Origin of the sequence: Legionella sheltonii (assembly GCF_026191355.1) — a bacterium.
Taxonomy (GTDB): Bacteria; Pseudomonadota; Gammaproteobacteria; order Legionellales; family Legionellaceae; genus Legionella; species Legionella sheltonii.
In genome coordinates this window covers 193542-218097 of sequence record NZ_JAPHOQ010000002.1, presented here as the reverse complement: position 1 = coordinate 218097, position 24556 = coordinate 193542, and the positions used below count along the sequence as shown (strand labels likewise).

The following is a 24556-nucleotide window of genomic DNA, read 5'->3' as shown; positions in this document are numbered from 1 at the left end:
TTTAGAGTTTTGTAGGGCTCCCAAGTACAAAAATAATAATAATTATCAGGAGGCTTATGTTTGTTACTCAACTCCAGAAGGCGATTACCTACATTAGAGAAACGCAAGAGATAGCCCTATTTATTACGATGGCTGATACAAGACTATCAGCAATGTTTCGTATATCACCTTTATTTTACATCACGTTGCCTTTTATAGGTTTTTTGTTGACTGTAAATGCGATAATTAATGGATATAAACTTGCAAAAGCCAGCAACCGCAATTTTGATCAATGGTCTCTTTTTCTAACTTCTGCAGTGTGTGCAGTATTAGCAAGTATATCACTTTATGGCGCCGCTCTATCCAAATTATTTAGTTTTAGCTTTGCAGCAGGTCCTTGGTTTTTTTTCAGTAGCTTAGCCTTATCATTAGGGCATCAGTTGGTAATGTTGGCTCTCAATTCATATAGAGCCTATGAGTCTCCCCAAAACAGTACTCAACGAATGCATTACATACAGGCGGCTTTCAATAATGTGTTTGTGATAACTTTCTTAGCTGCCGCTTTGGGATCAGTTGTATTTGCGTTGCTCTTTCCTATTGCACCTGCTTTAGGTACGGTATTTTCCCTTGCGGCGGTATTGTTTACTGGCGTTGATATCTTGTGGCGTATGATTCCTCATGAGATAAAAAAATCCGTCAAGGGATGGTTTCATTTGAGTAAACCTGATGTCATCCAAGATGCGATTGCAAATCAGGAGGAAACATTAACCCCCCAGGATTCCAACGAAATGGAGCCGAGACATCATAGACTGTTTACCTGTCGTGATTACAGCGCGTTGATTCGAACAATGGCTTTGGAAAAGGCCAAACCATATCTGTTAGAACTTATTCGTCAGAAATTAATGAGGTTAACGCAAAATGAAGATCCACAGAATGACACAATAAAAGATAAAATTTACTTATTAACAGCCATGTCAAAAGTAATACAATGTTCTGAAGAAATCTCTAAAAAGGATATGTTGACGAAATTTCCCTTAGCTTTTCAACACTTTTGGGCTGAAAAGGGAGAGGTAGAGCAATTATTTGATGCTGTACTTGTTTTTCGAAACAGAGAGCAAGCAAATCAGGATACTCCTTCAGCAGAAGTAGTATTTACAGGATAGTTTTACATCTTAATAAATATTTATCGAGTCTTTAAGACATGGGAGTTAATTGGTTTTTCTTTTCGGATTTATTTTATTTGCTGTATAATTATCTTTCTTTGTGATTTGAATGTCACTCAATTGCTTTGTGCGTGGGCTATATTAATACTATGCATAACTAAAAAGTCTCCGAGAGTAGAGAGTTATCATGCCATTTAAATATCGAGCAATTACAGCAAATTGTGGTAATGATACCATTGGTATTGATGCCAGTAGGGAGCTTGCCGAGAAGATCGAAGAGGATATTGAAAAGGGTGGAGCCGATTTTTATATTATCAACTGTCAAGAAACCCACTTTGAGAAAACTCAACAACAGCTTGAAGCGGTAATTGGCGAGGGCTATAAAGTACAGTGTTTGGGGCAAATGGCTACCCATACTAAATTAGATACTCAATTTCATTCAAATACAGGAATAGCAAGCTTTATTGTTTATAAGAAAGAATTGGTTATAAGCGATATAAATTCAACAGAAGCAAGACGTACTCCTGCAAGTGGTTTTTTGGAAAGAATCAGTAGTGGTGCAGGTTTTAATAAAGGAGGATTAGTTACTAATTTTGCCATAACGCGAGAAGATGGGGAACGTATTGATATACAAGCGTTAAGTGGGCATTTAGATGCAAGCAGTATGTTGAAGCGCAACCAAGATTGGCATGTGCTTCATAAAAAAACGATAAAAGATGTGCGCAATTGGGATGAACTTCTGGCGGCCTGTCCTAATTTAATGGTTTCAGGATATGATGCGAATACACGCAACCGACTTGATGATAATAACAAAGAAATTAACATGTGGGAAAGTCCCGAGAAATATCCTGAAATACAGGCACTTGATCGTGTTTCTCTTGCGGCAGCTCGATATAGTGGTAAATCCACCTATGAGCATGCACCAGGTCCAGATCCCAAACGACCTGGTTATGCAGGAGGAGGTATGCTTGATTTTGTGACGATTTATGATGGAGAAATATCCGCAGGAAGGATTATAACTGATGAGCAACTTGTAAAACAGATCGAACCCGAGCCCAATTCTGAGCGAGATCATAATGTGATTATCAGTCCACTCCATACCAGCTTTAATGTAAGCCCTTTTGAACGTGTTAGGAATCTAATGGCATCTCGCTTACATGGTGTTGCACCTCTCTTGGCGGAAAAAATTCAAAAAATGAAGGAGACTGAGGATGCTAAAGATCAACTAATAGAAATTTATCAAAAATATTTAGGCCCAGAGGGTTTTTTAGATAAAGCAATTGCTTTACATCAAAGCAAATTGGAGTGTGTTCAGCAGTTAAAGAAGCTTTCATTGGATGAGCGTTTGCAAGAGCAGGTTTCAAAGACGCTATTTGGTGAACTTGAATGGTGTGCTGGCGATCCAGAACAATTAGCAGCAAAACAAGAATTAATGAAGGCATTTCTTACTTCACTAGCTGATTGTGAGCATGCGGTAGGAATTAAAGTGCGCTTGAATTGTTATCTTGATCTGAAAGAAAAGATTGAGAGGAATGAAAAAATAAATGCAGACAAAGCCTTTCAAGATGCAGCAGTAAAATCCTATGAAAGTTTTTATATTGCTTTTGAAAATAAATTAAAAACCGAAACAAATGATAAGCCTGAGCTTCAAGGTGCAATGAAGAAATTATTAAATCGACTTGATGCTATTGCTGATCATGAAAATTTTGAGGCCTTGAGAAATCTGGAGCCAAAGAAGTTGGATGTGCTGACTCATATTGTTGCAGAGTGTTATGATAGCTTTAATTTTTCACATGCAGGTGATATTGAGGACATGGAAAAAACTAATGAAGAAATAAATAGACTTGCTCATGAGGCAATGGGCAGTTCTTCTCCGGTATGGCGGGCTTTGGCTGAGGCTGTGAAATTTTTTGTATCTATAGTTTCTAAGGTATCACGCGACTCAACGTTGGCTGAACAGGGAGAGCTCGTCAAGAGTAAACAATTATCGGATTCTATAAGACAGTATAGGACTGCTTTGCATGATATGCGCCCCCAAGAGAACAGCGGAAGCGATGACGAAAATATAATGACGTTGGATTGATTTTTTAAATAAAATTACCGAGATATAGTTTATGGTTTGGGAAGATACCCTAAAAAAAATCAGCAGTAAAACAGCACTTCAAGCGGCTTCGCAATGGGTTGATCGACCCAATAACCTGCAACTGATTAACAATCAAATCAATTGTGTTTATCGTTTTGAATCCGCGGGAAAAGGATTCTATTTACGCATGACTCATGAACAGATTAGACCACAAAAAGAACTGCTCGCTGGCATCGATTATCAACAACACTTGCTTCAAAATGATGCTCCAGTTTGTGACGTTCTTGTGTCAAAGAACGGATCTTATATTGAAAGCGTTAGACAAGATGAACTTTTTTTCTGGGCCCAAGTATGCTCTGAAGTACCAGGGACAACCATGCATTTTGGATATCAAGATAAAAATACCTACTTTCTCTGGGGACAAGCTTTGGCGCGTTTACATCGTGCTGCGGGAACTTATCAGGCGAAAGAACATCATTTTAGAAGCTGGAAGGACTTGTGGAATGAAACAGCCGATTACCTTGCTGATGAGGAAACGGCGATTCAGGATTTATTTTATACCCTTGACCAACGCTTTGAATGCTTTACGCCGAATAATGTCAATTTTGGCCTCACGCACGGAGATCATCGTCCTGGTAATGTGCTATTTGACGGTAAACAAATCCATTTTATTGATTTTGATGAACCTGTCTATCATTGGTTTATCGCCGATATTGCAAAACCATTTTTAGACTTATGCAGTAGTCCTTTTGCTGAATGGGCAGAAAAATTTGCATGGATGATTGAGGGGTATCAGAGTATTTTGCCTATAGACGCACATTTATTGCAGTCGATTAATGATTTTAGTCAAATGAAAAGCTTGGATATTTATCTTTGGTGTAAATATAATTGGTTCGAACCTACAGCACCGGTAGTGTTTAAATAACTGTGTCATCTCTTTTAATTTGTTTATAATTTAACACTTAAAAGAGGTAGATATGAATAAAAAGAAAATAGATTTATCGAATTTTGATTTCAATGAGTTCAAATTAGAGGCTTTGACCCAGTTAAAGTCTGGCCAATCTCTCACTGGAAAAGACGGCATACTGACCCCCTTAATAAAAGAGCTATTAGAGGCGGCATTAGAAGGTGAAATGGATTCTCATATGACTGATTGTCATGAGACAGGTATTTCAAACCGTCGCAACGGCAAAACGACTAAAACAATTAAATCAACAACTGGAGTTTTTGATTTAGAAACACCTCGAGATAGGGATGGCAGCTTTGAACCCGAGCTTGTAAAAAAACGTCAAACGGTACTCAACGAGTCACTGGATAATAAAGTCCTAGCCCTCTATGCGATAGGCATGAGTTACGAGGCGATAAGCGAGCATTTATCTGAGATGTATGGACTAGAAGTCTCGAGTGCTAAAATCAGCCTGATTACTGACAAACTATTACCCCTGATTACCGAGTGGCGTAATCGCTCCCTAGAATCTGTATACCCAATCGTTTTTCTTGATGCCATGCACTTTAAAGTACGTGTTGAAGGTAAGGTCATAAGTAGAGCATTTTACACCGTCCTTGCTGTAAATTCAGAAGGTAAAAAAGATATTCTAGGGCTCTATTTATCTGAGGCAGAGGGAGCTCGTTTTTGGCTTAGTGTATTAAATGACCTTAAAGCTCGTGGTGTAGAGGATATCCTTATAGCAAGCATCGATGGACTTAAGGGATTTCCTGATGCCATTGCTGAAGTTTTTCCTAACACCGAGATCCAGCTTTGTGTCGTTCATCAAATTCGCAACTCATTAAAGTATGTGGTTAGTAAGGACCAGAAAGCCTTTATGGCCGATTTAAAGCTGGTTTATAAGGCTTCAAGCAAAGATATGGCTTTGCATCATCTACTTGAGTTGGAAGAGAAATGGGGCAAAAAATACCCGGCGGTGATGAAATCCTGGAATAACAACTGGGAAGCTCTATCACAATACTTCAAATACCCAGAAGAGCTAAGACGCATCATTTACACTACCAATATTGTTGAAGGCTTTCATCGGCAAATTCGCAAGTACACTAAAAATAAAGGCGCTTTCACCAGTGAAAACGCCCTTATTAAGCTTATTTATTGTGCTTGCCAGAAAGTACTGGAAAAATGGAATCAGCCCATGCACAATTGGGCGCTTATCGTGTCCCAGTTACAAATCTATTTCGAAGACAGACTAACCCTGGGACTTAGATAATGACTGAGGTGACACAGTTGGATGAACACTCTCACAGCACCAGGAGGAACGCCAAGAGCGCAATGGTTGAATGAATTGCGTCATATGGCTTTTACTCCCATATTCAATCTTAAATGATTTAACAAATACTTTCTTACAGTTGCTATTAGTCAATATTCTAAATTTTTAATAAATATTCCCTTATCTCCCCGCATACTTCATTATCTTCGTTCAACCATCCCATGCTCTTCATTATTTCCTGACTGCGTTTTCCACTGCCTTGTTTGGAATGTCCTTGAGCATGATCAACTAACTCTTGTAAGGACATATCGTTTTTAACATAGCTGGTAGCAAAAAATGAATACAAACCACACCAGGCTTTTTTATCGGAGGTTAATTTTGCATTATATTTTTGCATAAAATTGCTTTTTAAACGTTCTACCACAAGATGACTATTTAAAAAGTCAATGTTGATAGGATTTCCATATTTTTTAGATTCGGCCATAATTTGATCAATATGTTCTTGGGGCAAATCAGTAGGATTAGGGTAGATCCTGAACGCACGCTGGAGTAAATCAGGCTCTTCAAGTGAGAGAGCCGACTTCATCAGTTCAACAAAACCAGCGGGAACTATATTTTTATTTTCAATATTGGTTAACTCATCTAAGAATCGAGTAAATAAAATAATGCCTTTCCTTCTTGCTTGAGACAGGGCGATTTTAAGGGTTTCGTCATTGTTTAGTACTGGAATTAAATCCTCTTCAACTTCTCTTACAAAATCAAACCCATCTTCTTTTTTAGAAGACATTTCGTACATGGTACAAGCAATATTATTTGCTAAAAACCTTAATCCTCTAAGAGGGCTATATAAAAAGTCGGATTTGTTCCTGGTTCCTGATTTTAACTCTTCTAGAGTTGGGACATAAGGTAAACTTGTTCCTGAAAAATCTGAGACCACATCCCAAAACATAAAGCCTATTACTGGGGGCTCGGTAGATTGCTCTGGATGTAATTTAAAATAAAAATGTTCGCTATCATCTATGTAACTCAGAATGCTAATGGGCAAGGAAAATGTAAATGCGGTTGCATATTCATTGATGATATTTTCTACCATTTTTAGTGCAAAACTCTTATCCTTCAAGCGTTCTTTTAAGATAATAATATCTGGAGGTGTACCAATAACCTTTTGATCCCCTTTGGCGTTATAAATAACAATAGATTCTTCTTGGCAAAGACTTGTAAAATCTTTTGTTACAAGAACATTAATGGTGTAGGTTGGCTTGTCGGGTTCTTGTATTTCGATTGGAGCAATTTCAAATCGTTGTGTTTTTAATCCCAGGTCCGTGATTTGATCAAGCAGGAGTTTTTCCGCTTGAATTTTGTCATCCCAATTACCCCAACCTTTGTTTGGAATAAAAAAGCATAGGTTTGTGTCTTTAATCTTATAGACATGTTTTTCGGAACCCCCTCCAATTCGTTCACAATCCGTTTTTTTAAAAGTTTTACCGTTTAAAGTTAAGGTGATGTTATGATTTTGTGAATAAAAACGCTGTAACCATTCTCTCATTTGATGTAAGAAAAAAGTTGATTTGCTTGGTATTTTGCCATTTGAGAAAAATAATGGCAATACTATTTATAAATTGATCGCCTTTATTGATTTTTTATCACACCTGAAATATAACCAAATTATATAGAGGCCCGATAGCATGGTTTGCACAGAAAAAATACTTAATTTCTTAATTTAAATGAAAGCTATGAGTATTAAGAAAGGCCAAGCTGGGATCGTTATCTGGTTTAATACCAAAAATAGTTTGAGTATTTACCACGAGCAATGCTTGAGATTTTGCTTGCTTTAGCTTCTCTACTTCCTCATCGATTCTGAGATTATCTTGAGCTAATGTTTGTGCTTTAAGGAGAGATTGTTCTGCTTTTTCCCAATTTTTTTCCAGTCGATAACAACAGGCTATATTTAACCAAGCATCAGTTTGAACCTGTATGTCACTGGTTTGTTCAAGAATCATGACAAAAATTTTTCTTGCCTCCGTATACATCTCTTGTTTGAAGAAACACATACCTGCTTGATTGAGTGCGGGAATATGACTTTGATCCACTTCAAGAGTTAACAAATAGAGTTCTTGTGCTTTTATATAATCTTTACTTTGATACAGATGATGCCCAAATTGAACATAACATTCAGTTAGATCCTCTGTAATCACTTTTTTAAATGCGCAATCCTCTTTAGGGCAATGAGCTAAGGCTTCACGATCTGAAAGATCCCCACGAAATTACCAAACACGGTTAAGCTCCTGTTCTATAATCTCTTGTAAGGTTCTAGGGTCAGGGGCTAAGGAACAGAGCTGATTATGCTCAATCATAAGCTTACCCAGGGTAAAATAAGAGAATATTTTCTTATCTTTGACCGTATTGGCTTGGAAGTATTGTTGTTTATTTTGACTATGTGCAATTACTCCAATAACCCAATAAGTAATTTGCACAATAGCAGCAAGAAGCATTTTTACTCCCCATCTATCTACTGAATGAGTACGCACATAACGTCCTGCTAGTCCGAATTGATGACTTTTAACATCTCTAAACGATTCTTCTATTTGCATTCTTTTAAAATAGAGATTGATAATATCAGTAGGCCCTACATCCAATGGTAAATTAGTAGCCAAAATCCATGGCTCTTTATTAGCTTGACTATAACTTCCATTAGACAGTGTCGAGGTGGTTTTTCCTCGTGATGTCTTTACCTTTCTTCCCTTAGGCTTACGATAGGTTGTAACCACCCTACAAGGTCTTGTATGCTCTTTGGTTAATAGAGCATGCTCATAATGTGTCGTTTTAGATTTAATATCAGGGATTAGTTCTTTAATGAGTTTCCATCCCAGTTCTTCGGATAATTGTACCGATTTAACTCCTCTTACACGACTTAGCCAATACCAGCCCAGCGCTTCTATTTCTTTAAACCATTCTTCATAAAAACCGGCATCCATGATTACGATTACTCGACGATTTTTGGGCAAACAAAGACTCAACTCTTTTAAAAAGTCCTTAGCTCGTCCTTTTGTTTCGGTATCTCTATACACTTCTCGATAAAGAGGAAGACTTCTACCTTTTAACGCTATTTCTGCACTGAGCATTTGAATTTCTCGGTCGTCTTTTAAGCAGCAAATATCTACAATCAAAGGTAAGGTTGTATCTTGCGAGATGTAAGTAAAAACAAAGCTTGATAACCCTTGATAAATGGAAAAAAGTTCATTATGCAGTGCCTTATTGCCTTCCAGCCTATCAACTTTCTTTATCTTATTTTTTAATTTTGCATCTCCAGGCAAGTTCCTCCCTAATTCACTTAATGAAAGGTTTTGGCTATGTCTTAAGCCTGATGCTACATCCATTACTGCATTCAATCGTGATATATGAATTTCAGGACATGATTCTGTAAGCGAATTATAAAGATAGGTTTCTACAGCTAACATTTTAATTTCCATGAGTCTTAATGACGCTCATTTGATCATGAGACGCTCTTTATTTCAACTCATAATTCGTGGGGATAGATCAGTTCACGATAATGGTGAATGGCACACATAAAGTGCACGTTGATTTCCTCTTGCATATATTTTCCAGCTGATGATTGATTTAATAGAAGAATATATTGTTCATGCCAACTTGCGGCTGTATGGAAAAACTTAGGATTATCGCTACATAGTTCCAAGACTGAAATAAGTGCAATTTGTGCGTCCCTAAGTAAAATGAAACAATTTTTTAAATTGGACTTGAGATAATCTTGAGCTAGCTTCATATAGCTTAATCCCAAATTATATCGTGCTGACACACAATTAAAGTCATTCTCAATCGCAGCAAAGTAATAGGAAATTGCCACCTCATTCTGGTTGTTAGCCGCATAACATTGTCCAAGAAGATCAAATGCATCAGACCAGTTTTCCCGATTTTTTGTGTTCATCGATAATTCAAAAAATCGGTTCAAATAGGAAATCGCCTCGTTTTTTTCGTCAGACAAAAAACATGTTTTACACAAAAACAAATAAGCTTCTGGACTTTCAGGATTTAGATTAATTTCTTGGAGAAATAGTTCTTTAGCTTGTATATACTCGCCTTTTTTAAAAGCTTCTACACCTTGTAAATGGAACGAATCAAACATTTTGCCGTCCTTAGAGTAGTTAAATGCTTTTATTTTTTATATGCCCAATGCCAGATTAACCCCAAATTTAGAATATAATAAGCCGATGTTTTTGAATAGCCATTGAACTTATGAGGGTATCTAATGGTAATGATACTTGGTATTAGTGGGGTATCCGGTGCAGGCAAATCAACACTAGCTGCAACTCTGGCAAAGGAATTAGGTGCTGTACTCATCAGTTGGGATGAGTTTGATGCAATTTCAATCGCTCCTGAAGATTATGTTGATTGGCATCAACGTGGACGAGATTATCAAGAATGGAATTACAGTGAACTTGCTCAGGTTCTCCAGGTATTGAAGTCAGAAAACTCTATGGTGCACCCTGTAACTCTTGAGGTACTGGGACCGACTGAGTTTATTATTTTTGATGCACCTTTAGGTCGTTTGCATCAGCAGACGGGACAATATATCGATTTATGCGTTCATATTGAAGTTCCTTTGGATGTTTCTTTATGCAGAAGAGTGTTGCGTGATTATTCAGAAGAAAATAAGGGCAAAAAGGAGCTTTTGGAGGAGTTGGCGTTTTATTTAAATGAAGCAAGAATTTTATTTTTTGATGAGGAACTGAAAAAAAGAGCAGATCTTATTCTTGACGGCATGGCTAAAATTGAGTTTCAAGTACAATTCGTTAAGAGTTTTTTAAGTCATGGGCAAAAGAAGTAATGCACGATCTAATGAAAAGAAGTTAGATGAACCAAAGGGATTGATTCACCTAACGTTTTAATCCTTTATTTTCTCATAGGAGATGGAAATGAATTCTGCTCAACCAGCCTATCATAAGCTTTTATCAAACAATCGGTTGTGCATTGTGTCACTCGTTCATAGTCTTCAACAGTTAATACCGTTTCCAAATATTTGAATAGCTTTTCAATAACATCTTCAAGTTCTAGACCTAAAAAGGACACACTCGATTGGTTTTCAGAAAATTGCATTCTTAAATGAAGAATAAATTTTTCAGGGAGGGGCGTATGGATAAATGAACGAACAAATGGTTTTAAAAGCATTGAATATTCTTTTGATAAGCTTTTTAGCTTTTCTGACGCCTCGAGAGTTGTTTGTGTATCCTTGGCACTTGCTAATAAAAATAGCTGTACTGCCATTTGAATGGCGGGATTAAATGGCTTCCCTTTATATACTGAACTTTCTTGTTGCAATTTCATGGCAGCAAACAATAAAGAATGGGCAATTTTTGCTAGAGATTTTTCAGCTCTTTTGCCATCTGAATATTCCCCTCTTGAATAAAAATATGCCGCAGACCATTTTTTGAATTCAGTTAAAAACAATTCACTGTCTTCCCTAGCTTTGGCAATAGGTTGTGGCCAAAAAATTTGCGGCACTGGACTAGGTTCTGTCATCGATGTCACCAAAATAGGGTTATCATCCATCACCATAGGGGCTATTTCAGTGGCAGCGGTACTTAAAAGTTCTAAGCCACTCAATTCAAAGAGCGTATTTCCATGCTCAAAATGTATTGAATCCGAACTGGATGCACTTGTTTGAACCATTTTGTCAGCCTTTTTCTTCTTTGTATCGGATAAATCTTCTGTATCTGCATGACTATCATCGGTTTCAAGGTGATGACGTTTTGCTGTTTGTTGTGGGGGTGGGCTATCGAGTAAATTTCGTGCTGATTTAAGTCCTTCCTGAATGGAATCTAGGAGTGTACTGTCAATTGAAAGTTGCTCTCGAAGAATGCGATCTTTGTATCTCTTGGTCAGAATTTTGTTAAACTGAGTATATTCAGCAATAATATCTTTTATTTCTTCTCGTACTGAGCTGGAATTTTGCAAGTTGTTCTTTAAAATAAAAAAAAGTCGCATCTCTGCTTGAAGAAATTTAATCTTATGCAGCTGAAAGTGTGCGATTAGCAGATGCTCTGACAGTTCTTTATTTAAGAGCGCAGGAGGGAGTAATTCAGTGGAATTAATAATTCTTTGAAAGCAAACACTTGCTTTGCTAAAAAGACTCAGTAGATTATCAAGATTTTCGATATTATTTTTTTGTGCAAGCGCATAATGAATGTAACTGGATGCAATGGTTAATAAAGCCTGGTTATTTTCCACTAAATCAAAAGCAGATACTTTTTTGTAGAGTTTTCTTAAATAGGAGTTAGAGATCTCTTCAAAAAGTCCAATATTTTCAGCCAATAAGTCTACTTGATTTGTATCAGCTAAATAATTATTTAAATTAGTGTGTATTTTTTTTAGTATTTTCGTTAATTTGGACATGCGTTCCCTTCGATAAAATTGATATTATTTAAAGCCAACAGCACAAGGCTGTTTCACTCTGTTTTATGAAGGGCGAATTATGAGGCAGAATGATGAAAAAAACACTATCAAAATGACACTTTTTTTGTGACATTGTTCAGTATATAGAATTTCAATGCAGGTTGAATTGTAGAACCCAACCTGTCTGAGCGCTTACATCCCAGAATAATTAGGCCCACCGCCTCCTTCAGGCGCATGCCAGACAATATTTTGTCGCGGATCTTTGATATCACAGGTTTTACAATGAATGCAATTTTGAGCATTGATTTGTAATCTGGGGCCATTTTCCTCCTCAATAATTTCATATACTCCAGCAGGGCAATAACGACCCTCAGGGAATGCATAAGTTTTTAAATTTAAATCTATTGCCAATTGAGGTTTTTTCAACACAAGATGGCAGGGCTGATTTTCCTCATGATAGGTGTTGGATAGAAAAACAGATGAAAGCCTATCGAAAGTAAGTACTCCATCCGGTTTAGGGTAGTCAATTTTCTTGGCTTTGCCCGCTGGAATTAAGGTATTGTAATCGGCATGATTTCTCAAGGTCCATGGAGAATAGCCTCGTGTGATATAAGTTTCCAGTGCGGCATTGAGCAAACCTGGAATCAAGCCGTATTTGAATCCTGGTCTTATGTTACGTACCGAATAAAGCTCTTTATTCAGCCAGGAGCTTTTGACTTTCTGGGGGTAGTCAGTAAGTTCAAATGGGGCGAGGTGATCTTGCTGTAATGATTCGAAGCATGCTTCTGCTGCGAGCATACCCGATTGCATGGCTGTATGGATTCCTTTAATTTTAGGAACATTAAGGAAGCCCGCCGCATCACCAATTAATGCACCACCAGGAAAAGTAAGTTTTGGTAGCGATTGCCAACCCCCTTCAATCAGTGCACGCGCACCATAGCTGATTCGCTCACCTCCGGTTAAAACAGGTTGTACCAATGGATGTGTTTTAAAACGCTGAAATTCAGCAAAAGGACTTAACCATGGATTTTTATAATCTAACCCCACTACAAAACCAATGGCAACACGATGATTAGACAAATGATATAGAAATGAACCACCATAGGTTGCGTGATCCATCGGCCAGCCTATGGTATGGATGACTTTTCCAGGTTTATGTTGTTCTGGTTGGACTTGCCAAATTTCTTTTATACCTAGACCATAAGTTTGGGGGTTGGCTTTATCCCTAAGGTGATAACGGGCCATTAGGCTTTGGCTAAGTTGTCCTCGACATCCTTCAGCGAGCAAAGTTTGTTTCGCAAGTAAATGCATTCCAGGTTGGTAATTGTTTGTTTTTTCTTTATTTTTGTCGATGCCTACACTCCCTGTTGCAACGCCAATCACTTGATTTTGATCATTATAAAGTGCTTGAACCGCAGCAAAACCAGGATAGATCTCACAACCCAGAGATTCTGCCTGTTGCGCGAGAAATATGCAAAGCTCACCTAGGCTAATAATATAATTGCCTTCATTATGCATAGGTTTAGGAGTCGGAAGTTTGTAGGCGTTTTTTTTAGTAAGAAAATAAAAAAGATCTTCAGTTACTGCAGTATCTAAAGGTGCATCTTGCCAGGTTTCTGGAAGAAGCTCTTTAAGACTTCTAGGCTCTAAAACCGCTCCAGAAAGAATATGAGACCCGACTTGAGCCCCTTTTTCTAGAATGCAAACTGATAATTCTTTTTGAGCGGCTAAAGCCAATTGTTTTAATTTAATCGCGGCAGATAACCCCGCCGGTCCTGCACCGACGATGATTACATCAAATTCCATGGTTTCGTATTCCACTCGCGCTCCTAACTCTGATTTCAAAAGATAAAATAATCGCTTTTCTATGCTTTAATATCAAGATTTATATTGAAAATTATGAAATCGAGAGTTTTAGTCAAGTGCAGCAGCAGAACCCTGGCTGTAGGGGATTAGGGGGCATACCACTTTATCGATAAATGAGAAATGAATCATCATCTGCACCACAATCAGTTGTTCCTGTAACGGCTGTAACAGTTGAGCGAGTAACGAGAGAAACAAGGCTATGAGGGATACTAAGAACGGTTAGTAATGCACCTGCGACAGTTCCAAGAAGTGTAAAACCTTCAAGACTGAGACTGTTTGCGATGCCTTCTAATGCTGTATTACGATGTTCAGCACTCATCATTATAATTGACGCTAGACCATACAATAGGAAGCCTACGAAATAACATGCAGCAATAAGTGCGGTAAATGCCATAAGAGCTGTACCAATTGTAGAAGCTAAAGGATACCAAATCGGTGCCAGTAATTCTCCCGCAAACTCATTACCATTTTGATATGGAGTAAAGAACCCCGGACGTTCTCGATACTTACTTACCGCTCTGTTCATAATTCCTGAGAGGTAATTTTCATCTTCTGCTTCATCGTTTAAATCTAATATTTCGCTTATTTCAAACCAGCCAATTAAATTTAGCATAAAATTCTCTCGATGACTTAGCTTTGCGCAGGGTATCTAATTTTATGAATACAGTCAATGAGTTATAATCATTAAGAGTTTTAGCCTGCTTTTATCGTTTTAATCAGCATCATTTTAAGCAGTGTATTGCTCAGGATTTGAGAATCACAGAATCTGGTAAAATAGGCTAAACTGATGGGTAGAATATCCAAAAGGAGCTGGTGAATGAAAAAAGTACTTGGTTTATTACTTCTCAGTTGTTCGATGATGACCTATGCAAATGATACTTCAACTATGGAAGTGAGTGCGAATAATCCTAATTTTGTAGTGACGTTACCTGCTAATCCAACTACCGGATTTCAATGGAAGGTAGTTAGTTTTGATAAAAATTTATTAGTCCTCAGCAACAGTACTTATGAAAGGCCAAAGACTAATCTCATTGGGGCTGGTGGGCAAATGCATTTCACTTTTGAATTACAGAAAGGGAAAAGTTATCCTGCAAGTACTATGATTGTACTTAAATATGCGCGCTCTTGGGAGCCTGATACTGCAACAGTTAAAAAAATTAAAGTGAATTTTGTAAAAAACTGATAAAAATTAATAGTGAGTTCGTTTCACTGGACATCCAAATTCTGTCAAAGAGAAATAAAAAAAATTTTATCTATTTTCTTTATCCAACGATGCCTCTCAACATGCAAGTGGCAACAAGAGTGTTTTGGGCTTTCTTGGACAAGTTCAGTTCTGTTGAAATTTTTGTATTATTTAATACACTCTTAATTAGAATAGTTCGATTACGAGTATTAACTATAATTATCAGACAATAAGAAAGGGATGCTGGAAAATAATAATAATAAGGATGTTCTCTCATGAAAAAAATTATAGTTTGTGGCGCATTGTTTCATTTAAGCTTGGCTCAAGTATATGCAGCACAAACTCCAGCTATTCTTTCTGAAACAATATCTACGAATTCCAAATCTCATCAAGGGATACAAAAAGTAGAGACAACTCACCAAAAAAAGAACACGACAACAAAAAAGCGACAATTAGTTGGAATCAATTGTGATTATCGGATTTCTGGTGACACTCAAAAAATTGATAAAGCCTTGGTTGTAAGCTGGGCCGAATATGCTGTACTCCATTCTTTTGATTTTAATTTTCAGTCTTTTGATACTCAGTTGAAAAATTTAAGAGCTTGCTATACTAAAAATGGGTGGGCTAGTTTCGTTAATGCATTACACGATTCAAAAAATATTAATTCAATTAAAACCAAAAATCTAATGGTGAGCAGCACCTTAGATGGGGAAGTTCAATTTATTGATACTCAGGAAAATCAATGGCAAATGAATGTGCCCATTAAAGTTCTTTATAAAAATGATAAAGAAGAGGTGACGCATTTTCTTAATGTTTACATAATTATCAGCTGGAGAAACCCATTTAAACTCGGTATAGCTCAAATTGTCGCAACACCACGTGCTACCCCGTTATCTCAAAAAGCAATAACAATAAGAGAAGCGATGAAAGGTTTTTCTTTGAGTGTTACTCAGCAAATGGATAATGTTGAAAACCTACAAAAAAAGGTTGCTTCGTTTCTCACCTCTTTACTCACCAGCGCCCCAATAAAATCATTTTCTGAACTAGATAAAGCCCTAAATCTGCCCGAATTATGTCTAAAATCAGTGCGCGATGATGCACAAAAGGCCCAGCCTTTAGTTGAAGTACAAAAACATCAGGTACAAAATCATAAGAAATCAATGGCAGCTCAGCCAGTAAATTTAGCTTCTATTGATAAAAAAACTGAGGAAATAATAGCGATTGAAAATCCCTCCAAAGCCAATGGATTTGAATGGGCTCAAAATCAATTCCTTGCTATTAAATCAGATTTCGTGGATACAAAATTGCCTCAGTTACTCACCTATTTCAAAGAGCAAGGTGCTGTTGGATCTAAGCTTGCATTAGAACATTTAGATAAAATAAAAACGCTGAAAACACAAAATTTAGACAGCCAACAGAGAGACAAGAAACGTCAACTCGCTGAAAATAAAACAAATCAATGGCATATTAGTTTCCCCATGCAACTAGTCCACCAAAATGATACCAATCAAATTACTCAATTAAATGTAAATTTAACCCTAGGCAGGAAAAACAGTGGTGAGCTAGTCATTTTAAAAACGAACGCTATGCCGACGGTTAATTCCTCATCTTCCAATCATGCTGAAGCTTTGGTATCCAATGCGCATCTCCCTGCGAGTTACCAGCGAGCTGGTTCCATGCAACAGACTAATAAAATACAACCAGTACAAGATCTCGAACATTTGCAAGCCACTCAAGTCCCGAAAATTATTTTTAACACTACTTCTGAACTACTTAAGACTCCAGAAGCAATCAATTGTGATTTCAAAGTTCCGGATGGAATGACCAAGATCGATGAAGAACTGGTTAAAAAATGGGCGGAAAATGCCACAATTCAATCTTTTGATTTTAACTCGGATTCTATAGATACTCAGTTACAGAAATTAAAGTCTTGTTATACAGCAAAAGGTTGGGAGCACTTTAAGAATGCTTTAGATAAATCAGGAAACATTGAGGCAATTAAATCACAAAAGCTTATTATGAGCAGTAAGGTGAGCGGTCAAACAAAACTCATTGCAACACGGAATAATCAATGGAATATGGAGTTACTTTTACAAGTTGTTTATCAAAACAAACAAATTAAAGTAATTAAATTTTTGAATGTTGACTTAAGCATGGAACGTAAACCTTCTGGCGATTTTGGTATTGCGCGAATTATTGCTACGCTTAATGATCCCGCTAACGCAAATACAGCAGTGACTAATTTATCCAATAAGGACATTGATTCAGTTCAAAAAACGCAACAAGTTCAAGCGGAACAACAAAAGAAAGCAGACTTTATTGATTGTGATTATAAAGTTTCTGCTGAAACTAATGAAATCAATCAAAACATTATATTAGATTGGGCTCAGTATGCTGTAATAAAATCGTTTAATTTTGACTCTGAAGCCATAGATTTACAATTGAAGAAATTGCAGGCTTGTTATACGGATCAGGCTTGGTATGAGTTTATAAGTTCCTTGGAAAAATCAGGCAACATGAAAACATTTAAAACCAAAAAATTAAGGGCTACAAGTCAAATAGATGGAAAAATACAAATTGTTGAATCTAGCGACAATACATGGGCACTAACCCTTCCTTTAAAGATTAATTATCAATATGAAAATGGGAATGTAATCCAATTACTTAAAATTGATTTAACTATAGGTCGGAAAAACACTGGTGGCTTTGGGATTATCCAACTCAATTCTTCTTTAAGGGTTGCTTCAATTCCAAGGAGCATGGAGCTTCTTGCAAATCCTAAGTATGCATTCGGTTAAAAATGAGAGGAATGGGGTAGGTGGTATGTCCATCCCTAGTGCAGCGGGAGATCTCCTATTGTAACTACAGTACTACAGCTTAGAGATCTCTCGTTGCACTTTGGGATGATGTTGGCTCGTTGTGAACCAAGAATCAAGTTTTGCTGAATTTAAATGGCAAATATCTTGGTTCCCAAAACATATCTGCTACCAATTTTTCCAAATTTGCGTCATGGTTTCTTTGCGCAAGACCAGAATCGATTGCACAACGTGCTACAGCTACGGCTATTTCTTTAGCAACAGTTTGGGCATCATCTAGAGAAGGTAATAAAGGTAAATAACTTTCCTTTTTACTTGGGGCAAATTTACATAATGCATGTGCTGCAGCCAGAATCATTTCTTTGGTTAATTTTGTTGCATTAACAGCAAGTACTCCCAAGCCTATCCCAGGAAAAACCAATGCATTATTGCATTGGGCAATTTGTACCATGCGATTATGGTATTCAACAGCAGGAAAAGCAGTCCCTGTAGCAATTAATGCTCGTCCTTGACTCCATGTTAAAATATCTGCAGGTTTCGCTTCGCATCGTTCATCAGGATTTGATAATGGAAATATAATAGGGCGTTCACAATTAATGGACATCGTTTCAATGATGTCTTGAGAGAACGCTCCTGGTTGAGCAGAACAACCGATAAGAATAGTCGGTTTAACATGTCTTACGGTATCAGTCAGTGAAGGGTGTTGTTTTTCATTGATAGCCCATGTCTCGATTTCTTTAGAGTTACGAGCATAGCATTTCTGTGCCTCAGTTAAGTCCGGGTCGGTATTGAGCAATAACCCTTGGCGGTCTATGAGCCAAAAACGTTGATAGGCTTCTTCATGACTGAGTCCTTCGCGAACCATAGCGTCAATAATTTGATCGCTAATTCCTGTTCCTGCAGATCCCGCTCCAAATACTACAATACGTTGTTCATGTAATTTTGAACCGGTTACATCGCATGCCGCTAATAAAGCCGCTAATGTCACTGCACCAGTACCTTGAATATCATCATTAAAGGTACACAGTTGATCTTGAAATTTATCCAGAATGCGTCGTGCATTGCCTCGACCAAAATCCTCCCAGTGTAAAAAGGCGTTGGGGAATTGTTTGTGGATTTCATGAACAAATGTTGAAATGAATTCATCGTATGCTGCTGAATTAATTCGTGGATGGCGACATCCCAGGTACATGGGATCATTAAGAAGCTCTTGGTTGTTTGTACCTGCATCAAGAAAAATTGGCAGGGTGCGGGTCGGCTCAATACCGCCACATAAACAATAAACCATCAGCTTGGCAACAGGAATATCCATGCCTCCAATCCCTTGGTCCCCAATCCCCAAGACACCTTCTCCATCAGTAACCACGATTACATCAATTTCAGGATTGGAACGATTTTTTAATATTTCATCGATCTGATTTTTATCTGAATGAGAAATATACAATCCCCTGGGCTGCCTGTACTCATGACTAAAGCGTTTTACTGCGGTTCCTACTATAGGGGTATATATTACAGGCAGCATTTCACCTAAATGCCGATTGATTAATTTATAGAAAAGAATCTGATTTTTATCATGTAAGTTATTTAGATAAATATTTTGTTGTAACCTTGTGGTATAACTTGAATATTGTAAGTAGGCGCGTTTGACTTGTTCATCCAGTGTTTCAACCCGATGAGGAAGTTTACCTAACAGTCCAAACTCTTTTCGTTCTTCATTAGTAAATGCTGTACCCTTATTTAATTGGGGCGTAGTGAGGAGTGGTTTACCACAAAGAGAAGTTTCAATATATTGTTCTCCTGTTTGCGGATCACGTAGCAATTTAAAATCAAGCATGGTTATCTCATAAGATGGCGTTAGCAGTTGTCTAATGATAATATCGCTTTTTTGTAGTTTATAATAGGTTGAGTATGAATAAATATTTGGCAGTGCTATTCGTAATTTTAGGAGTAACATCATGTTCGCAAGACAATGAACATTATTACAAATCGCACCCCAATGAATTGCAGCAAGCGATAAAGAGTTGTCCACAAAGACAACCACGGGGCTTGACTTGCGACCAACTCGAGGCCCTTGCCAATCGGATGAACCAACTGGCGTATCAATTACAGCTTAGTCCCCAAGGTTTTGGGAAAAAAATACTGGTCTTGCAGGAAACCATTGCAAAGCAGCAGAACCAATTAAAAACTGAGGCTACTAATGCCAATTTACAAGCCGAGTTAACTAAAAACAAAAGTGACTTAACGGATCATTTGGCAGTAGTAAAATGGTTTGAATCACCAACGAGTTAAAAATGAATGTATTGATAAGTAATGATGATGGGGTTTTTGCACCCGGAATTAATATTTTGGCAAAAGAATTGTCAACTTGTGTGAATGTTGATGTGGTTGCGCCAGATAGAAATCGAAGTGGTGCAAGTAACTCTTTGACTCTGTCTCAACCAATAAAAGTCAAAAAACTGGACAACGGTTATTATAGTGTTGAAGGCACACCGACTGATTGTGTACATTTAGCAATAACCGGTCTTTTAGATACTCATTTTGACATGGTTGTTTCTGGAATAAATGATGGTGCTAACTTAGGGGATGATACTCTTTATTCGGGCACTGTAGCTGCCGCAGTGGAGGGGCGCTATTTGGGTTTGCCTGCTCTTGCGATTTCTATGGTGGGAGATAACATTCAACATTATGAAACAGCCGCTATTATTGCCAAACATTTGGTGATGAAATTGAGCAAACACAGCCTTCCTTCACAAACTATTTTAAATATTAATGTTCCTGATATGCCATTACATCAATTAAAGGGTTTGCAGGTAACTCGCTTAGGAACTCGGCATAGCGCGGAGCCTATTGTGAAAGACCGGGATCCTAGAGGACGTCCTATTTACTGGATAGGCTTGCCCGGACCACAAGCAGATGCAGGCCCTGGAACTGATTTTTATGCAATAAGCGAAGGGTATGTTTCAATTACACCACTTCATTTGGATATGACGAATTACAAAATGTTTGATCAATTAGCCAATTGGCTCAATGGGATCCGCATCGAATAAAACAATTGTGTTTGAGGTAATAAATGATAGGTACATTTTGCAAAAGATTATTATGTCTTTTCCTCGTCATCACCTTGGTTGGATGTGGTAGCAATTTAGCTCCCGTTACGGAGTTAAAATGGAATCCCTGGCGCCAACAAAAAGTTTATGTTGTGAAACATGGAGATACACTCTTTTCCATCGCGTTTCGTTATGATACGGATTATAGAACTCTGGCACGCTTGAATCGTATAAGTCCCCCCTATTCATTAAGGGTCGGGCAGGTAATCAACTTACAAGGTATTATACCAAGACATAGGCAAACAGTTCGTCGAAGCGTTCCAATGAGGCATTACTCTATCAAACCTCAAATAAGACCTTCAGTGATTCGTTCGCCCGCAAATAGATATGCCCGTTCTCCTTCAGGATGGTTGTGGCCTGTTAGTGGACATGTGGTTACCTCCTTTGTTCCTGAACAAGGTAAAAAAGGCATAAATATTGCTTCTAGAAAAGGAGAGAAGGTAATCGCTGCGGCAGCTGGGGTAGTCGCCTATGCTGGAAGTGGCTTGGCTGGTTATGGTAACTTAATTATTATCAAACATAATTACGGCTATTTAACTGCTTACGGGAATAACTCAAAAATTATGGTTTCCGAAGGACAACATGTAAAAGCAGGGCAAATTATTGCCGAAGTTGGGGTTGTAGATCGTAAATATACTGGTGTTCATTTTGAAATCAGAAAATCGGGTATACCAGTCAATCCTTTGAATTATCTACAAAAAGGTTGACAGATAGCTTATAGTTATAGCAACAATAATCTTTGTTTTGAAGTATAATGTAGTTATGGAATAAATTTCGCAACATGACTAACACTATAGGTGAAAAAGAATGCACGAAGACGATGAGTCAATTAAAGAACCGGAACTTAAGGATGGGGAATGGACTGAACCAGACGATGAATCGCTCTTAATGGCTGAAGACATTGATTCGCTTCTTGAAAAAGATGATGAAGATGAAGAGCTTCATGATTTTACAGATGATATCGCATTTCCTACTTTTCGTGGCAAAAATGCACTCAAAATGATGGATGCGACTCAACTGTATTTGAGCGAAATCGGATTTTCTCCTTTACTTAGCGCTGAAGAAGAAGTGCATTATGCAACCCTTGCTCTGAAGGGGGATGTTGCTGCTCGAAAAAAAATGATTGAGTCCAATTTACGTTTGGTCGTTAAAATTTCACGTCGTTATCTTAATCGCGGTTTGCCACTTCTTGATTTAATTGAAGAAGGCAATTTGGGGTTAATGAAGTCCGTAGAGAAATTTGATCCGAAACGTGGTTTTCGATTTTCAACTTATGCCACGTGGTGGATCAGGCAAACGATTGAACGTGCTATCATGAATCAAACCCGAACAATTCGCTTACCTATCCATGTCGTTAAAGAGCTGAATGTGTATCTTAGGGCGGCAAGGCAACTCACGCAAAAATTGGATCATGAGCCTTCACCCGAAGAAATTGCAGAAATGGTTGATAAGCCTCTGGAAGATGTACAAAAGTTGCTGGGGTTAAATGATAAGGTCACTTCTGTAGATACCCCCATAGGCTTTGATGAAAATAAATCACTATTGGATACGATCGCTGATGAAAACAGTGTGAATCCTGCAGAACTCTTAACCAATGAAAATTTACGCCTGCATATAGAATCTTTATTGGATAAATTGACTGAAAATCAGCAACAGGTTATTGCAAGAAGATTTGGCCTGAGGGGTTTTGAAAAAGCAACTCTTGAGGATGTGGGTAAGGAAATTGATTTAACACGAGAACGTGTTCGTCAAATTCAAGTTGAAGCATTAAAGACATTGCGTGGTCTATTGGAAAAAATGGGATTAACGCAGGAAGATTTGTTTTAAACTAAATTTTTTATTTTAGCCTGGGCAAAACGAAATAACTTGAGATGTTTTTAGTTTTATTTCGTTTTACTCAGGCTAATTTATTTTAAAAGCCGAAAATAAGGAGAGTAAGCTAATGATAAAAATGATTATATCTGCATTATTTATCTCATCATCAGTAGTCCATGCAGAACAATTAACAACTTTTACAGACATCGCTGATTCAATATCTCAAGGTAAAAAAATTAAATTGGTAATGAATATTCAAGAATGCAATGCAGAAAAATTATCTTCGAATTCTATTATAGCCTCAGTACAACCTAATGCCTTTCTTGTTATTGATAACAATCGAATTGCTGCATCAGTGAAGCATTTTACTTTGGATAATCCTCTTGCTCGTGGTAATCCTGTATTTGAATTTGTTAAATACAATATCAATTCAGATGGAAGTGTTTCTATCAAAAAAACCGTAATGAATGCTAATAATTACCAACAATTAGCAAGTTTTCAAATTGAGTGTGCCCTAAATAAAGGATTTAAGGCGTTTTATTAAATCCTACACAGTAATCGGGTTACAAACCGATGTAAATTTTCTAAAAACCCCCTCACTCTAGCCCTCTCCCCAAAGGGGCAAGGGCGAGGGTGATTTACGGACACTCAAAATTTGCTTTGAGCCCTTGCCAGCAGTTTGTGTACTCTTTTTGCATCTGAGGAATACGCATTGCTTGCTCCGTAACTTGCCATACATCCTTTGTTTCAAACATAAAGGCTAAGGTATTTAAATAAAGCTCAGGTTTAAGTTTTTGTGTTGCAGCCTTTTCATAACTTATTTGATCCGGCCCATGGGGTGTCATGCAATTATGAATACTTACCCCACCGGGTAAAAATCCCTCTTTTTTTGCATCATACTCACCTCGAACAAGGCCCATGAGCTCATTCATATAATTACGATGGTAGTAAGGCGGTCTAAATGTATGTTCAGCAACCATCCATCGAGGAGGGAAAATGACGAAGTCTAAATTAGCTACGCCGGGTGTATCACTATCTGATGTTAATACTGTGAAAATACTTGGATCTGGGTGATCAAAGCTTACCGAATTAATTGTATTGAATAAACTCAAGTCATAGCAATAGGGTGCATAATTACCATGCCAGGCTACTACATTAAGGGGAGAGTGATTGCATTTTGCTGTCCATAATTTATTTTGATACTTACAGATCAGAGTGGCCTCAGTAATACCTTGTTCAAATGCAGCAAGTGGATATTGAAAATGTCGAGGGTTAGCTAAACCGTTTGCGCCTATAGGTCCTAACTGGGGCAGAGTGAGTGGATTACCGTTGTTTTCACAAAGATATCCTTTGGTTTCAGGACCAACAAGCTCCATTTTGAATTTAACACCGCGCGGAATGACGGCTATCATGCCCGGACAGATATTTAATTTGCCAAACTCAGTGTGTAAATTAATTTCGCCAGAGTAAGGAACAAAAAGCATTTCTCCGTCATTATTAGCAAAGTATTTGTTTTGCATGGATCGGGTACAATGATAAAGATATGTATTCACATGCTGACTTCCAGCAAGATGGAACATTCCTTCTACAAAATCAAAATCCTCTTCTTTAAATAAGTCTATGGGAGACCAACGCAAGGGATTAGGTGACTGTTCTGCATGATAGGGTTTAAACAGTTCCATTTCATAGGCTTGATAGTTGCCTTGAACTACAGAAGGTAGTATTCGATAAAGCCAGCTGTGCAAATTATTTTGCCTTGGACGAGTAAAGGCCGTTCCACTTAATTGTTCAGCATAAAGTCCTAAGTTACAGTGTTGTGGTGAATTTTGGCTACTGGGTAAAGCACCTGGAACTGCTTCAGTTTGATGATGATTACCAAATCCTTGCAAATACACTGTTGATCTCCTTTAGCGTTTATGA

21 protein-coding genes are annotated in these 24556 nt (G+C 37.6%); 12 read left to right on the top strand and 9 right to left on the bottom strand.

All coding sequences use genetic code 11. From position 1 onward, the window contains the following. The first annotated feature begins 56 nt into the window (after positions 1 to 56). The 4 genes from OQJ26_RS02970 (at position 57) to OQJ26_RS02955 (ending at position 5441) form a co-directional block, all read left to right on the top strand. Positions 57 to 1142, top strand: coding sequence for an MFS transporter (locus tag OQJ26_RS02970; protein WP_265702424.1), 1086 nt, complete (start codon positions 57 to 59; stop codon positions 1140 to 1142). Between the two features lie 187 nt (positions 1143 to 1329). Next, positions 1330 to 3225, top strand: a complete 1896-nt coding sequence (locus tag OQJ26_RS02965; RefSeq protein WP_265702423.1) for a hypothetical protein — start codon at positions 1330 to 1332, stop codon at positions 3223 to 3225. 31 nt (positions 3226 to 3256) lie between these two features. Beyond that, positions 3257 to 4150, top strand: a complete 894-nt coding sequence (locus OQJ26_RS02960; RefSeq protein WP_265702421.1) for a phosphotransferase enzyme family protein — start codon at positions 3257 to 3259, stop codon at positions 4148 to 4150. Positions 4151 to 4202: 52 nt separating this feature from the next. After that, complete coding sequence (locus OQJ26_RS02955) at positions 4203 to 5441, top strand: IS256 family transposase (protein WP_265701939.1); 1239 nt, start codon at positions 4203 to 4205, stop codon at positions 5439 to 5441. Positions 5442 to 5598: 157 nt separating this feature from the next. Here the strand turns inward: OQJ26_RS02955 and OQJ26_RS02950 are convergent, their stop codons facing one another. From OQJ26_RS02950 to OQJ26_RS02935, 4 genes are all read right to left on the bottom strand, one after another. Further along, a complete protein-coding gene (locus tag OQJ26_RS02950) occupies positions 5599 to 6987 on the bottom strand; it encodes a hypothetical protein (protein ID WP_265702420.1) in 1389 nt (462 codons plus the stop codon). Between the two features lie 169 nt (positions 6988 to 7156). Further along, the gene (locus OQJ26_RS02945) at positions 7157 to 7636 is read right to left on the bottom strand and encodes a tetratricopeptide repeat protein (RefSeq protein WP_265702419.1); all 480 of its coding nucleotides are present in this window, start codon (positions 7634 to 7636) and stop codon (positions 7157 to 7159) included. 69 nt (positions 7637 to 7705) lie between these two features. Then, complete coding sequence (locus OQJ26_RS02940) at positions 7706 to 8911, bottom strand: IS4 family transposase (RefSeq protein ID WP_265702028.1); 1206 nt, start codon at positions 8909 to 8911, stop codon at positions 7706 to 7708. 47 nt (positions 8912 to 8958) lie between these two features. Further along, positions 8959 to 9582, bottom strand: coding sequence for a tetratricopeptide repeat protein (locus OQJ26_RS02935; RefSeq protein ID WP_265702418.1), 624 nt, complete (start codon positions 9580 to 9582; stop codon positions 8959 to 8961). A gap of 123 nt (positions 9583 to 9705) precedes the next feature. Here OQJ26_RS02935 and OQJ26_RS02930 point away from each other — a divergent pair, with 123 nt between their 5' ends. After that, complete coding sequence (locus tag OQJ26_RS02930; RefSeq protein ID WP_265702417.1) at positions 9706 to 10284, top strand: AAA family ATPase; 579 nt, start codon at positions 9706 to 9708, stop codon at positions 10282 to 10284. A gap of 65 nt (positions 10285 to 10349) precedes the next feature. Here OQJ26_RS02930 and OQJ26_RS02925 read toward each other — a convergent pair whose 3' ends face one another. The 3 genes from OQJ26_RS02925 to OQJ26_RS02915 form a co-directional block, all read right to left on the bottom strand. Next, a complete protein-coding gene (locus tag OQJ26_RS02925; protein WP_265702416.1) occupies positions 10350 to 11849 on the bottom strand; it encodes a hypothetical protein in 1500 nt (499 codons plus the stop codon). Positions 11850 to 12041: 192 nt separating this feature from the next. Then, on the bottom strand, positions 12042 to 13670 hold the full coding sequence (locus tag OQJ26_RS02920; protein WP_416209937.1) for an electron transfer flavoprotein-ubiquinone oxidoreductase: 1629 nt from the start codon (positions 13668 to 13670) through the stop codon (positions 12042 to 12044). Positions 13671 to 13818: 148 nt separating this feature from the next. Then, the gene (locus OQJ26_RS02915; RefSeq protein ID WP_265702414.1) at positions 13819 to 14328 is read right to left on the bottom strand and encodes a hypothetical protein; all 510 of its coding nucleotides are present in this window, start codon (positions 14326 to 14328) and stop codon (positions 13819 to 13821) included. A 204-nt stretch (positions 14329 to 14532) separates the two neighbouring features. On the opposite strand from OQJ26_RS02915, the gene OQJ26_RS02910 reads away from it, so the two are divergent. Together OQJ26_RS02910 and OQJ26_RS02905 are read left to right on the top strand one after the other, a co-directional pair. Further along, positions 14533 to 14898, top strand: coding sequence for a protease inhibitor I42 family protein (locus OQJ26_RS02910; protein WP_265702413.1), 366 nt, complete (start codon positions 14533 to 14535; stop codon positions 14896 to 14898). A 275-nt stretch (positions 14899 to 15173) separates the two neighbouring features. Continuing rightward, the gene (locus OQJ26_RS02905; RefSeq protein WP_265702412.1) at positions 15174 to 17696 is read left to right on the top strand and encodes a DotI/IcmL family type IV secretion protein; all 2523 of its coding nucleotides are present in this window, start codon (positions 15174 to 15176) and stop codon (positions 17694 to 17696) included. 133 nt (positions 17697 to 17829) lie between these two features. Here the strand turns inward: OQJ26_RS02905 and OQJ26_RS02900 are convergent, their stop codons facing one another. Continuing rightward, positions 17830 to 19548: an NAD-dependent malic enzyme gene (locus OQJ26_RS02900; protein ID WP_265702411.1), complete on the bottom strand. Its 1719-nt coding sequence runs from the start codon at positions 19546 to 19548 to the stop codon at positions 17830 to 17832. Between the two features lie 74 nt (positions 19549 to 19622). Between OQJ26_RS02900 and OQJ26_RS02895 the strand changes: the two genes are divergently transcribed. The 5 genes from OQJ26_RS02895 (at position 19623) to OQJ26_RS02875 (ending at position 23180) form a co-directional block, all read left to right on the top strand. Further along, positions 19623 to 20003 (top strand): hypothetical protein, encoded by a 381-nt coding sequence (locus tag OQJ26_RS02895; protein WP_265702410.1) that lies wholly within the window; start codon positions 19623 to 19625, stop codon positions 20001 to 20003. A gap of 2 nt (positions 20004 to 20005) precedes the next feature. After that, complete coding sequence (gene surE / locus OQJ26_RS02890; RefSeq protein WP_265702409.1) at positions 20006 to 20761, top strand: 5'/3'-nucleotidase SurE; 756 nt, start codon at positions 20006 to 20008, stop codon at positions 20759 to 20761. A 23-nt stretch (positions 20762 to 20784) separates the two neighbouring features. Then, on the top strand, positions 20785 to 21528 hold the full coding sequence (locus OQJ26_RS02885; RefSeq protein ID WP_265702408.1) for a peptidoglycan DD-metalloendopeptidase family protein: 744 nt from the start codon (positions 20785 to 20787) through the stop codon (positions 21526 to 21528). Positions 21529 to 21628: 100 nt separating this feature from the next. Continuing rightward, on the top strand, positions 21629 to 22648 hold the full coding sequence (rpoS, locus tag OQJ26_RS02880) for an RNA polymerase sigma factor RpoS (RefSeq protein ID WP_028381925.1): 1020 nt from the start codon (positions 21629 to 21631) through the stop codon (positions 22646 to 22648). A 115-nt stretch (positions 22649 to 22763) separates the two neighbouring features. Beyond that, positions 22764 to 23180: a VirK family protein gene (locus OQJ26_RS02875; RefSeq protein WP_265702407.1), complete on the top strand. Its 417-nt coding sequence runs from the start codon at positions 22764 to 22766 to the stop codon at positions 23178 to 23180. Positions 23181 to 23274: 94 nt separating this feature from the next. Here OQJ26_RS02875 and hmgA read toward each other — a convergent pair whose 3' ends face one another. Beyond that, the gene (gene hmgA, locus OQJ26_RS02870; RefSeq protein ID WP_265702406.1) at positions 23275 to 24531 is read right to left on the bottom strand and encodes a homogentisate 1,2-dioxygenase; all 1257 of its coding nucleotides are present in this window, start codon (positions 24529 to 24531) and stop codon (positions 23275 to 23277) included. Positions 24532 to 24556: the final 25 nt, after the last annotated feature.